The 12,464-nt window shown below is 73.8% G+C and carries 10 protein-coding genes; 5 read left to right on the plus strand and 5 right to left on the minus strand.

Features of this window, described 5'->3' with window-relative positions:
- The first annotated feature begins 313 nt into the window (after nucleotides 1-313).
- Both ABR738_RS31465 and ABR738_RS31470 read left to right on the plus strand, forming a co-directional pair.
- A complete protein-coding gene (locus ABR738_RS31465; protein WP_350233322.1) occupies nucleotides 314-1,777 on the plus strand; it encodes an NCS2 family permease in 1,464 nt (487 codons plus the stop codon).
- Nucleotides 1,778-1,824: 47 nt separating this feature from the next.
- Nucleotides 1,825-2,976 carry an XdhC family protein gene (locus ABR738_RS31470; RefSeq protein WP_350233323.1) on the plus strand — a complete coding sequence of 384 codons (1,152 nt, stop codon included), beginning with the start codon at nucleotides 1,825-1,827 and terminating at the stop codon, nucleotides 2,974-2,976.
- Between the two features lie 33 nt (nucleotides 2,977-3,009).
- Here ABR738_RS31470 and ABR738_RS31475 read toward each other — a convergent pair whose 3' ends face one another.
- Nucleotides 3,010-3,993: an ArsR/SmtB family transcription factor gene (locus tag ABR738_RS31475; protein ID WP_350233324.1), complete on the minus strand. Its 984-nt coding sequence runs from the start codon at nucleotides 3,991-3,993 to the stop codon at nucleotides 3,010-3,012.
- 21 nt (nucleotides 3,994-4,014) lie between these two features.
- On the opposite strand from ABR738_RS31475, the gene ABR738_RS31480 reads away from it, so the two are divergent.
- The 3 genes from ABR738_RS31480 to ABR738_RS31490 all read left to right on the plus strand — a co-directional run bounded on the left by ABR738_RS31480 (nucleotide 4,015) and on the right by ABR738_RS31490 (nucleotide 8,108).
- On the plus strand, nucleotides 4,015-5,307 hold the full coding sequence (locus tag ABR738_RS31480) for an MFS transporter (RefSeq protein WP_350233325.1): 1,293 nt from the start codon (nucleotides 4,015-4,017) through the stop codon (nucleotides 5,305-5,307).
- A 269-nt stretch (nucleotides 5,308-5,576) separates the two neighbouring features.
- Nucleotides 5,577-6,809, plus strand: coding sequence for a GNAT family N-acetyltransferase (locus tag ABR738_RS31485; RefSeq protein WP_350233326.1), 1,233 nt, complete (start codon nucleotides 5,577-5,579; stop codon nucleotides 6,807-6,809).
- A 417-nt stretch (nucleotides 6,810-7,226) separates the two neighbouring features.
- A complete protein-coding gene (locus ABR738_RS31490; protein ID WP_350233327.1) occupies nucleotides 7,227-8,108 on the plus strand; it encodes a polysaccharide deacetylase family protein in 882 nt (293 codons plus the stop codon).
- Nucleotides 8,109-8,121: 13 nt separating this feature from the next.
- On the opposite strand, the gene ABR738_RS31495 is transcribed toward ABR738_RS31490, so the two are convergent.
- The 4 genes from ABR738_RS31495 to ABR738_RS31510 all read right to left on the minus strand — a co-directional run bounded on the left by ABR738_RS31495 (nucleotide 8,122) and on the right by ABR738_RS31510 (nucleotide 12,238).
- Entirely contained in the window at nucleotides 8,122-9,669 is a 1,548-nt protein-coding gene (locus ABR738_RS31495; RefSeq protein ID WP_350233328.1) for a carboxylesterase/lipase family protein, read from the minus strand.
- Nucleotides 9,662-10,309 carry a GOLPH3/VPS74 family protein gene (locus tag ABR738_RS31500; RefSeq protein WP_350233329.1) on the minus strand — a complete coding sequence of 216 codons (648 nt, stop codon included), beginning with the start codon at nucleotides 10,307-10,309 and terminating at the stop codon, nucleotides 9,662-9,664. Before ABR738_RS31500 ends, ABR738_RS31495 begins: the two co-directional genes overlap by 8 nt.
- Before the next feature lie 112 nt (nucleotides 10,310-10,421).
- On the minus strand, nucleotides 10,422-11,078 hold the full coding sequence (locus tag ABR738_RS31505) for a response regulator (RefSeq protein ID WP_350233330.1): 657 nt from the start codon (nucleotides 11,076-11,078) through the stop codon (nucleotides 10,422-10,424).
- Nucleotides 11,075-12,238 carry a sensor histidine kinase gene (locus ABR738_RS31510; RefSeq protein ID WP_350233331.1) on the minus strand — a complete coding sequence of 388 codons (1,164 nt, stop codon included), beginning with the start codon at nucleotides 12,236-12,238 and terminating at the stop codon, nucleotides 11,075-11,077. Before ABR738_RS31510 ends, ABR738_RS31505 begins: the two co-directional genes overlap by 4 nt.
- Nucleotides 12,239-12,464 lie beyond the last annotated feature (226 nt).

The raw sequence follows: 12,464 nt of genomic DNA on the forward strand, positions 1-12,464 counted from the left end.
GCGGGTGGAAGAGATGTCCTCCCCGGGGGCCTCACATCCCCCGGCCCGCTCCTCCGCACAAGCCCTCCGGGCGGTGCGTGCCTCCCAGGAACGTCACACTTCCGACGCCCGCACCGCCCGGAGTCACACCAGCAACACCCGTAGTCAGCTGCCCTGCGGTACCGACGCGGTACCCCGGCAGGAGCAGTCACCGTTCGTCTCGGGCCGTCCCCCGGGTCGTGCAGCCCACGCACCATCCCAAATCCCGCAGCTTGTCTGACCTGAGGATTCAAGTCTTATGCGGGTGCCCCTGTGAACCTTGGGAGTAGGCACCATGACCCAGCAGTCCCTGGAGCCGAAGACCACCGCCGAGGACGCGGGCTCCGGCTCCCGTCCGCCCGCCGGCAGGTCCTGGCTCGACCGGTACTTCCACATATCCGACAGAGGATCGACGCTCGCGCAGGAAGTGCGCGGCGGCATCACCACCTTCATGGCGATGTGTTACATCCTCCTGCTCAACCCGCTGATCCTCTCGACGCCCGATGTCGACAAGCACACGCTGGGCCACGCGGGCCTGGTGACCGCCACCGCGCTCGCGGCCGCGGTCAGCACGCTGCTGATGGGCTTCATCGGCAAGGTCCCGCTCGCGCTCGCCGCGGGTCTGAACGTCTCCGCCGCCCTGACCACCCAGGTGGTCCCGAACATGACCTGGCCGCAGGCCATGGGCATGTGCGTCCTGTACGGCGCCGTCATCATGCTCCTGGTCGTCACCGGCCTCCGTGAGATGATCATGAACGCCATTCCGCTGGCGCTCAAGCACGCGATCACCATGGGCATCGGCATGTTCGTCGCCCTGCTGGGCCTGGTGAAGGCCGGATTCGTCGGCAAGGGCCCCGAACACGGTCCGCCGGTCACCCTCGGCGTGACCGGTCAGCTCGTGGGCTGGCCCGTCTTCTTCTTCGCGATCACCCTGCTCCTGATCTTCGCGCTCCAGGCCCGCAAGGTGCCCGGCGCGATCCTGATCGGCATCGTCACGGGCAGCGTCCTGTCCTTCGTGGTCACCAAGGTCGGTGGCCTTACCGACGCGGACTGGGGCGGCACCGCCCCCGACCTCAAGGGCAGCGCGGTCTCCTCGCCCGACTTCGGACTCTTCGGCCACGTCGAGTTCGGCGGCTGGGGCTCCATCGGCGCCATCAGCGTCACGATGATCGTCTTCACCCTGGTGCTCGCCGGCTTCTTCGACGCGATGGCCACCATCATCGGCGTCGGCCAGGAGGCCAAGCTCGCCGACGAGCAGGGCCGCATGCCTGGCCTGTCCAAGGCGCTGTTCATCGACGGCGCGGGCGGTGCGATCGGCGGCGTCGCCGGCGCCTCCGGCCAGACCGTGTTCATCGAGTCCGCCTCCGGCGCCGGTGAGGGAGCCCGTACCGGCCTCTCCTCGGTCGTCACCGGCCTCTTCTTCGCGGCCTGCCTCTTCTTCACCCCGGTCACCCAGCTCGTTCCCGCCCAGGTCGCCTCCGCGGCCCTCGTGGTCATCGGCTCGATGATGATGAGCGCCGCCAAGCACGTGGACTGGAGCGACCGCTCGGTCTCCATCCCGGTGTTCCTCACCGTGGTCCTGATGCCCTTCACGTACAACATCACCGCCGGCGTCGGCGCGGGTGTCATCGCCTACACCGTGATCAAGGCGGCGCAGGGCAAGTGGCGGGAGATCGGCGGGTTCATGTGGGCCCTGACGGCCGTCTTCACCATCTACTTCGCCCTCCATCCCATCGAGAACTGGCTCGGCGTCAAGTAGCCCCCGCGCAGCTGACGCCCTCCATACGTCGCTTAAGGAGACCGAACATGCTGGACATCGCCGAAGAGCTCAACCGGTGGGTCGAGCAGGGACGCGAGTTCGCCGTGGCCACCGTGGTGGCCGTCGGCGGCAGCGCGCCCCGGCAGCCGGGCGCGGCCCTCGCCGTCGACAGCGAGGGCACGGCGATCGGCTCGGTCTCCGGCGGATGTGTGGAGGGCGCCGTCTACGAACTCTGCCAACAGGCGCTCGAAGACGGCGAGACCGTGCTCGAACGCTTCGGATACAGCGACGAGGACGCCTTCGCGGTCGGCCTGACCTGCGGCGGCGTCATCGACATCCTCATCACCCCGGTCCGCACGGACGCGCCAGGGCGCCCGGTGTTCGCGGCCGCGCTCGCCGCCGCCGCGCGGGGCGAGTCCGCCGCCGTCGCTCGCGTCACCGACGGGCCCGCCGAGCTCATGGGCCGCGCCCTGCTCGTCCGCCCGGACGGACGCTGCGAGGGCGCGCTCGGCGGACACCCCGAACTGGACCGCGCCGTCGCCGACGAGGCCGCCGCCCTCCTGGACGCCGGCCGCACCGCCACGCTCTCGCTCGGCGCGGACGGCCGCCTGTGCGGACAGCCGCTCACCGTCTTGGTCGAATCGAGCGTCCCGGCCCCCCGGATGATCGTCTTCGGCGCCATCGACTTCGCCGCCGCCCTGGTCAGGGTGGGCAAATTCCTCAACTACCACGTCACCGTCTGCGACGCCCGGCCCGTCTTCGCGACGAAGGCCCGCTTCCCCGAGGCGGACGAGATCGTCGTGGAGTGGCCGCACGAATACCTCCAGCGCACGGACACCGACGCGCGCACCGTGCTGTGCGTCCTCACGCACGACGCCAAGTTCGACATCCCGCTGCTTGAGAGCGCTCTGAGGATGCCGGTCGCCTACGTCGGCGCGATGGGCTCGCGCCGCACCCACCTGGACCGCAACAAGAGGCTGCGCGAGGTGGGCGTCACCGAGCTCGAACTCAACCGGCTGCGCTCCCCGATCGGCCTCGACCTCGGCGCCCGTACGCCCGAGGAGACGGCCCTCTCCATCGCCGCGGAGATCGTCGCGAACCGGCGCGGCGGCACCGGAGCCGCACTGACCGGCGCCCACACCCCGATCCACCACGACGCCTCGAACACCCCGGACCGCCACATCGGATCGGTCGCCTGAACCGGGGCCCGCACGCACCCCGGGGTGACGGGGTCAGCCGTCGCGGGTCAGTTCGTCGCCCAGTTCCGTACGGGCATACAGCACCACCCGCCCCGCCCGCGCGCGACTGACGAGGCCCGTGCGGTGCAGGACCGCGAGATGGTGGGAGACCGCGCTCGCCGTGACCCCCAGGCGCCGCGCGAGCCCCGTCGTCGACGCGGGGCCCCGGAGCGCGGTCAGCAGCGCGGATTTCGGGCCGCCCACCAGCGCGGCCAGCGCGCCCGCCGGCCGGGGCGGCCGGGTCTCCCACAACGTGGCCACCCCTCGCGCCGGGTAGGCGATCGTGGGCCGCTCGTCCGCGCCGACCGGGCTGATCGTGTGCTGCGCGAACAGCGTCGGTACGAGCCAGAACCCGCGCCCGTCGACGCCCGTCGCCATGTGCAGGTCCCGGTGCACGAACAGGGTCAGCCGCCCGTTGTCCCACGTGGCCGACGGGTCGAGCGAGGTGAGCAGGGCCGCCGCGCCGTCCCGGGCGAGCAGTTGCGCCCGGTGCACCATGTCCGCCTCCAGGACCGCTCGCATCCGCGACCAGTGCGGCGCGATCGCCAGCTCCCAGTACGCCTCCACCGCATCCGCGACGGCCGCCGTCAACTTCCTTGGATCGGTTGCCAGTTGGGACAGCCGGGGCGGCAGCGGACGGTTCGCGTACGCGGCCCGTACATCGGCGAGCGCCTTGTCCGGCGCGGTGGCGCGCAGGCGGCGCAGCTCGTCCGCGACGTCCGGCAGCGGCGAGTCGGGGCGCGGCGTGATGAAGTCGGGGATCCAGCCGCTGCCGTCGACGGTGAGTTCGCCGAGCAGTCCCGTGTCCGGGGCGCCTTCGCGCGCCAGCGCCTCACGGGTACGCCGGATCCACGGAAGGTGCAGCGCGTACTTGTCCGGCCGGCGCAGCGCCCACAGGCTTGTCGCGGTCTCCAGCAGCGGTGAGCAGGCGAAACGCATGTCGGCGAGATCGTCGACGCCGAGGATGTAGCTGAGCATTGAGGCAGAGCCTAAATCTCTGTGCCCCGCCCCTACAACGCAGTTGGGTGGAGGCCATGTCCTCCACCCCCACGCGGGCGGCAGCACTGCTGCCGTCTCGCGGTCCGCTGCGCGCCTACGCCGTCACTACCCTCATCGACTGGATCGGCAACGGCCTCTTCCACACCGGCGCCATCATCTACTTCACCCGGGTCGTCGGGCTCGGCGCGGCCCAGGTCGGACTCGGGCTCACGGTGGCCGCGCTGCTCGGCCCCGCCATGTCCGTCCCGGCCGGCCGGCCGGCTCGGCGACCGGCTCGGCCACCGCCGGATATACCTGGCGACGATCCTCGTCCGCGCGGTGGCCTTCGCCGGATATCTCGCGGTCGGCTCCTTCGCCGGCTTCCTCGCGGTGGTGTGCCTGATCTCCCTGGCCGAGAGCGCTTCCAGACCGGTGAAGAACGCCTACCTCGCCCAGCTGGCCGATCCCACGGCGCTGGTCGCGGCCAGCGCGTACAGCAGGGTCATGCTCAATATCGGCTTCTCGCTCGGCAGCCTCGGTGCGGGCGCGGCGCTCGCCCTCGACTCCCGTGCCGGATACGCGGCGCTGGTCATCGGCGACTGCCTCTCCTACGTGCTCGTCGCGGGGATCGTGCTGCGCATGCCCGAGGGGAACAGGACCGGGGCAGCCGCGACCGTAGCGGGACCCAAGCGGCGCGGCGCCCTGCGCGACGGGCGTTTCCTGCTGCTGGCCGCGCTCTCCGGGCTCCTCTACGTCAACGCCGAAGTCGTCACCATCGGTCTGCCGCTGTGGATTTCGCAGCGCACCGAGGCGCCCCGCTGGTCGATCGCCGCGCTCATGCTTCTCAACACCGCGCTCGCGATCCTGCTTCAGGTGCGGGCGGCGCGCGGCAGCGACACCGTGCCCGGGGCCGCGGTGGCCGGCCGGCGCGCGGGGGTGGTGCTGCTCGCCGCCTGCGCCGTGACGGCGACGACGGCCGGGCTCCCTGGGGCGTGGGGCGTCGCGGTGCTCGCCGTCGGCGTGGCTCTGCTCACGGCGGGTGAACTGCTGGCGTCGGCCTCCGGCTGGGGCATCTCGTACGGGCTCGCCGCGGTGGAGCGTCAGGGCGAGTACCTGGGTGCCTGGGGCCTCGCCTCCGACCTGGCCCGTGCGGGCGGGCCGCTGCTCGTCGCGGTTCTGGTCACGCACGGCGGCCGCGCGGGCTGGCTGGCGCTGGGCGCCCTGTTCCTGACGGCGGGCACGGTCACGGTGCCGGTGGCGACCCGGAAGCCCCGGGCGCCGCGCCCGGCTGTGACGCGGAAGATGGCCCGCTGAGCCGCGGGGCCGGGCCCGCGGCGCGCCCCGTGCGGCGGCCCACCCCGCCCGCGGCGACCTGGCGACCTTCGAGCGGCCCGCACTTTCGAGCGGCCGCGCTTCCCGGCGGCCCGCCACCTACCAGCGCCCCCCCCGAGCCGCCCGGGCCCCCGCACCCCACCCACCACGCGGAGGCCGTCCCACCTCACCTCGTCCCGCCTCGTCCCGCCCCACCCCAACCCGGCCGGTATGGGAGTGACGCCCCGTTATGTGCGGGTTAGGGTCGCGGCATGAGTGAGCTGGAGTTCCGCGACGTGCCCGAGTCCGACGTCGAACGTGCCCTGGAGCTCTGGTGGCTCGTCTATCACGACCGTCCCGCCGAGCCGGCCAAGCGCGCCTACCACCGCGCGATGGTGCTGCGCTGCGACCGCGTCGGCGCCTACGACGGCGACGCGCTCGTGGGGTTTCTCGTCGCGCACCGATTCACCCTGTCCGTGCCGGGCGGTGAACTCCCGTGCCCGGGGCTCACGTTCGTGTCCGTCGCGCCCACCCACCGCCGGCGCGGCGTGCTCTCCGGGATGATCGCCGAGGTGTTCCGGCGCTGCGCGGAACACGGCCGCCCCATCGCCGCCCTGTGGGCGACCGAGGCCGCGATCTACGGCCGCTTCGGCTTCGGCGCGGGCACCTACGGCACCTCCGTCGAGATCGACTCGACCCGCCCCCTCGCCCTGCGCGTCGACCCCGACCCACGCGCCCTGCGCCTGATCGACCCCGAGGACGCGCCCGCCGAACTCGGTCCCTGCTACGAGGCGACCCGCGCCCGCCGCGCCGGGCGCGTCGCGCGGGACACCGAGCGCTGGCGCGGCGAGTGGCTGCCCGAGACCGACGAGGACGACGACGAGCTCGGCCCGCCGCGCGTCGTCGGCCTGGGCGCCACCGGCGAACCACTGGCCGGGTACGCCGTCTACCGCACCCGGCGCGAGGACGACCCCGCCAAGCCCGGCACCGTCCAGGTCGCCGAGCTGGTGGCCGACACCCCGGCGGGCGAGGCCGCGCTGTGGAACTATCTGGCCGGCATCGACCTCACCGGCACCGTCCGCGCCTGGGGTCTCGCGCCCGACGACCCGCTGCTCCTGTTCGCCACCGACCGGGACCAGGTCAGGGCCGTCGCCCAGTTTCCGGCGCTGTGGATCCGCCTGGTGGATGTCCGGGCCGCGCTCACCGCGCGGTCCTGGGCCGCCGAGGTCTTCCTCACGATCGACGTGCGCGACGACCGGATCCCGGCCAACTCCGGCCGCTTCCGCCTGGCCGCCTCCCCGCACGGCTGCGCCTACGAGCCGACCCCGGCCGCGCCTGACCTCGCCTTCGACGTACGCGACCTGGCCGCCTGTTACCTCGGCGGCACCGAGGTCCGCCGTCTGGTGATGGCGGGCCTGGTCGCCGAGTACACCCCGGGCGCGGCCGAGGCCCTGGACGCGGCGCTGCGTACGGGTGAACTGCCGCACACCGTCGACGAGTTCTGACCGCCGGCCCGTCCCGAGGCCGCCGCACGCCGGCATCCGGCGCGTGACGGGCCCGGCCCGCCCGGGGCCCCGCCGCCCGGCGTGACATGCCTCTCGTGTCCTGCCGCGCGAGGGCCAAGGCGGAGGTCCCGCCGCGAACCGCCTGCTCGCCGAGGGAACCGGAAGCGCCTTTGGCGGGGTCTTTGCCTGCGCGTTGGGGACCAAGGTCCCGGCGCGCGGCGCGCGCACCACGCCCCTCGGGTCACTGAGGACGCGTCAACCTCTCCGGTCGCCCAGGTGGTTGCGGAGAATGGGGTATTTTCCGTCCCTGCCCGGTCGGAGAATACACATTTCGGGATTCGGGCGCGATCGTGCGATCGTGGCCGACTGGTGAAGCTCCGCTGCCGTACCGGCACGTACCGAGGGGATGGGGAATCCATGGCGCGACTGACCGCCCACACACGCCGCATCGTGATGGCCGCAGCGGCGGCCCTGGTCACGACGGGCGGCGTGGCCGCCGCGGTGTTCCTCGGCAGCGACACATCCGCCAGCGGCCCCGGCCCCGTCCTCGCGCACGCCTCGGCCACCCACGCCTCGGACGACAAGCCCGCCGCCCGCCCGGCGCCCTCGGGACCCGGCGGCAGCGACAGCGCCCCGGACGGCTCGGACGGTTCGGGTGACGCGACCGGCCCCGCCGCGCCGCCCGGCGCCGACGGCATATCGGAGACGATCGACCACGCCACCGAGAGCGGAGGCAAGTCCGTCTCGATCACCATCGACGACGGGCCGAGCCCGGTCTGGACGCCCAAGATCCTCGCGGTGCTCAAGCAGTACGACGTGAAGGCCACGTTCTGCATGATCGGCCCGCAGGCCAAGGCCAACCCCGCCCTCGTCAAGCAGATCGTCGCGGCCGGCCACCGGCTGTGCGACCACACAGTCAGCCACGACGAGGCCATGAACAAGAAGCCCCTCGCCTACCAGAGCTCCGAGGTCCTTGACGCCCAGAAGATGATCGAGGAGGCCGCCGGCGGTGCCAAGGTGCGGTACTTCCGCGCGCCGGGCGGCGCCTTCACGCCGGACAACCGCCACATCGCCGCGAGCCACGGGATGCGTCCGCTCGGCTGGAACGTCGACACCAAGGACTGGAAGCAGCCCGGCACCGCGACCATCGTCAACACGGTCAAGCAGGAGCTCAAGAACGGTCCGATCGTGCTCTTCCACGACGGCGGCGGCGCCCGCGCCCAGACGGTGGACGCCCTCAAGGACGTCCTGCCCTGGCTGGCGCAGCAGGGCTACACGTTCAGCTTCCCCGCCGTCTGAGCCGGCCGGCCCCTCAGGGCATCGTCGCCCACAGCGCGCAGTGGTGTCCGGGCTCCGGCCGCACCGGCCCCGTACGGCCGGGAGCCAGGCTCTGCACGGCCGAGCGCGACCAGTGCGGCGCGCCGTCCCCGTTGGGGTCGCCGGAGCGGGCGAACCGCGTCCAGTACCCGATCATGGTCGCGGCGAGCCGGTGCTGACGCTCCGCCATCTCCCGTGGCCTGCCGCCCAGATCGAACAGATACGGCAGCTCCGTGGTGTGGGTGGCCCCCAGCGGGAACGGCGGGGGAGCGGGGGTGGGCCGGGGCGCGTCGGGGTCGGCGAACTCGTAGCGCCAGACCCGCTGATGGGCGGCAAGGAGAGCCCCGGTGCGCAGCGTGGGACAGGCGTAGTCGGCGTCACCGATGAGCGCGCCGAACACCGGGCCGCCCTCCGCGCCGCGCAGCGGATAGGCGCGCACCACCTCGGGCGCGCGCGCCGGGTCGGGCCCGAAGTCCCGTACGACATCCGGCCAGGTCGCCGGCGTCACCGAGACACCGGCCGCCATGATCCCGGCCGCCCAGGCCGTGCCCTCGTCGTGGTTGGCGCCGATCAGGACGTCCACCCGCGCCGCCCGCCCAAAGGCGACCGCGTCCGCCGGGTCGCGCGGCAGCAGAGCGGTGCCGTACTCGGGCTCCTGGTCGGCGCCCTGCGCCGCGAGCAGCTTGGGCACCGGAACGCGCCGCAGGCAGCCGAGCACATCGGCCGCCTTCCCGCAGCCCACCGCGGCCGTCAGCTCCGACCCGGACGCCTCCGCCGCCGAAGGGGCCAGCGCGAACGGGGCGAAGGGGCGCGCGGGGCCGCCCGCGCAGGGGCCGCTCTCGATGATCGCCCGCCGGAACAGACCCGTCGCCGAGGGGGAGGACAGCTGCGCGCAGACGCCGTACCCTCCGGCGGACTCACCGGCCAGCGTCACCCGGGTCGGATCGCCGCCGAACGCCCCGATGTCGTCCCGCACGTACCGCAGCGCCGCCTGCTGGTCGGCGAGGCCGAAGGTGCCGGAGCCGGGCAGTTTCGCGCGCGCGAGGAAACCGAGCGCGCCCAGGCGGTAGTTGACGCTCACGACGACCACGTCGCCGCCGACCGCCAGGCGGTGCGCGTCGTAGGAGCTGCCGGCGCCGCTGGTGAAACCGCCGCCGTGCAGCCACACGATCACGGGCTTCGGGCGGCCGGGCGCGGCGTTCGAGGGAGTGGTGACGTTCAGATACAGACAGTCCTCGTCCGTGCTGCCGCCGGGCACCTCGCCGGCCGGCTGGGGACAGGCGGACGCGGGCCGGCGCGCGTCGCGGATCCCCGGCCACGCGGCGGGCGGCCGGGGCGCGGCCCAGCGCAGCGCGCCGACGGGCGCGGCGGCGTACGGGACGCCCTCGAAGACCCGGTAGCCCTCGTGCGCCGAGCCGCGCAGGGCTCCCGCGCGGGTGTGCGCCACGGGAGCCGCTGCCGCAGGTGTCGCCGGGACCGGCGCGGACAGCAGCAGGGCGAGAGCGCCCGCGAGCGCCGCCGTGACGGCGCGCACGTCAGCCACCGCCCATGCCGCCCTGGGCGGCGACCAGCGTGGTCCCAAGGCCCCGCACGGCGGCGCCGAGCGAGGGAGCGACGGCGTCGAACGTGCCGGTCAGCGCCTCGACGCGGTCCTTGTGGGCCCGGGCGTCCGCGCGCGGCACGAGGTGGCGCACCCTGCCCGCGACAGCGAGCGCGAGGAGCACCGCCTCGTCGGACCCGACCGCTGCGCCGTCCCGCAGCCGAGCCCTGAGGCCGTCCTGGAACGCGCGCACCCCAGCCGCGTCCCGCACGCCCACCTCGCGCCGTGCGGTGCGCGCGAAAGCGGCCCGCTCACGGACGGTGAGCGCGCCGAGCTCCGCGAGCCGGTCCTCCACCGCGCCCAGCGTCTCCTCGCGGTCGGCGCGCACCCACGCCTTCCAGGTGCGGCGGCGCCGCCGAAGGGCGCCCAGCACGTGATCGAGGACAGGATCGCCCGTCGCGCCGGGACCGGGGACGGTCACCTCGCCCGCCGCGTCGGCGACGCGGCCCGTGCGGGCCAGTTCCGTCAGGACCGCCACGCGCAGCAGGAAACCGGTCCGGGTGCGGTCGTACACGGCGCCGGCGTCGGTGTCGTAGGCCGCGAGATACATCCGGCCGTACAGGGAGAGCGGGAGAGACGTCATGCCTCGACGCTAGGCGGCGCGGGCCCGGAGGAGATCCACCCGTGGGCCCGGTCCGCGCCGGGCCCACGGGATGAGTACGCGGCCGGCTCAGACTGCGGGATGAGGCGGCGGCTCAGCCCCGGCGCGGCTCGACCAGACCGAGATCGTAGGCCGCGACCACCGCCTGGACCCGGTCGCGCAGCGCCAGCTTGCGCAGCACCGCCGACACGTGGGTCTTGACCGTCGCCTCCGACAGATGGAGCAGGCGCGCGATCTCGGAGTTGGACAGCGCCTGCCCGACGAGGGTGAGCACTTCCCGCTCGCGCGGGGAGAGACCGTCGAGCGCGGCCGGGGCCGCCGGCGCGGTGGTGTGGGCGAAGCGGTCGAGCATGCGCCGGGTCACGGTGGGCGCAAGCAGCGCGTCCCCGCGCGCCACGACGCGCACGGCCTCGGCGAGCTCGGCGGGCCTGATGTCCTTGAGCAGGAACCCGCTGGCCCCGGCCCGCAGCGCGGTCAGTACGTGTTCGTCGAGGTCGAAGGTGGTGACCACCAGGACCCGGGTCGCGCTGCCGGACGCGACGATCGCGCGCGTCGCCTCGATGCCGTCCATCACCGGCATCCGCACGTCCATCAGGACGACGTCCGGCCTCAACTCGCCGACCAGGCGCACCGCGTGCTGCCCGTCAACCGCCTCGCCGACCACCTCCAGATCGTCCCGGGCGTCGATGATCAGGCGGAACCCGCCGCGCACCAGCGCCTGGTCGTCGGCCACCACCACCCGGATCGTCACGACGCGTACCTTATCGGCAGCACGGCACGCACCTCGAAACCTCCCTCGGGCCCCGGTCCCGCCTCCAGGGTGCCGCCGAGCAGAGCGGCCCGCTCACGCATCCCCGCGAGCCCGCGCCCCGAGCCGCCCGAGCGCCAACTCCCGCTCCCCGCACGGCCGTTGTCGCTCACCTCGATGCGTACCGCGTCCTGGTCCCGGCGCACCGCCACCCGCACCCGGCTCGCCCCCGAGTGCCGCATGGTGTTGGTCAGGGCCTCCTGCACGATCCGGTACGCCGCGAGGTCCACGGCGGTCGGCGGCGTCAGGGACGCGCCCTCCTCGGACACCTCCACGCCGAGCCCGGCGGCCCGCGCGTTCTCGGCCAGCTCGGCCAGGTCCCCGAGCCCACGCGGCGGCCGCCGCCCGTCACCGCCGCCGTCCGCGCCGCCGCCCCCGTCGACGGCACCGCCGTCGCCCGCCTCCGCGCGCAGCAGGACCCGTAGCTCCCCGAGCGCCGAGCGGCCCGCGCTGTCGATGGCGCGCAGCGCGTTCCTGGCCTGCTCGGGGTGGGTGGCGAACACGTCCTGCGCCGCGCTCGCCTGGATGACCATCACCGAGACGGTGTGCGCCACCACGTCGTGTACCTCGCGGGCGATCCTGGCCCGCTCCTCGGCCACCGCGCGCCGCGTCTCGGCGGCCAGCCGGTCCTGGTGGGCCCGGCGCCACTGTCCCGCCGTCCACGCCAGCGTCACGGCCAGGACATGGGTCACGAGCGCCACCGTGCCCGCGCCCGCGTAGGCGAGCGGCGCGAGCGCGAGCAGGCCGAGAAGCCCCCACCGCGACAGACGCGCCGGCCGCAGCGCCGAGAGCGCGCACAGCGCGATCTGTGCCCCGATGAACGCGCCGGTCACGCTCAGCGCGGGCAGGAGCAGCCACATCGCGGCCCCCAGCGGCGCGCTCGCGGCCAGTACGGCGCCGGGCCGGGCCGCCACCCACCACAGCAGGGCGGCCTGGGCGAGGGCGAGCAGGAGCGCGACGATGGCCCCCGGCCCGGTGCCGGCCGCCAGACAGGTGGGCAGCGCCACGGCGAGGACCAGCGCCGCCGAACCCAGCCGCAGCGCCCGGACCGTCCGGGCCGGTGGAGGGGTGTTCCTGCTGCTCGCAGCGCGTTCGAGACCCACGCCGCGACGCTATCAACCCGGGCCCGGGAGGCAGTCGAAGGCAAAATATTTCTTGTCCGGACCCCGGGAATTCACGGGGAGTACGGCGCGCATGCCCAGCGCTGTCCCGCGCCACGCCCAGAAATGTACTATTTGCCGCGCCGGCATCTCGGATCCGTGCTACTGTTGATCCCAGTTGCAGTTGTGGTTCCCAAAGACTTCAAGTGCCTCGATGGTTTTATGCCGT

This window comes from Streptomyces sp. Edi4, from assembly GCF_040253615.1.
Lineage (GTDB): Bacteria > Actinomycetota > Actinomycetes > Streptomycetales > Streptomycetaceae > Streptomyces.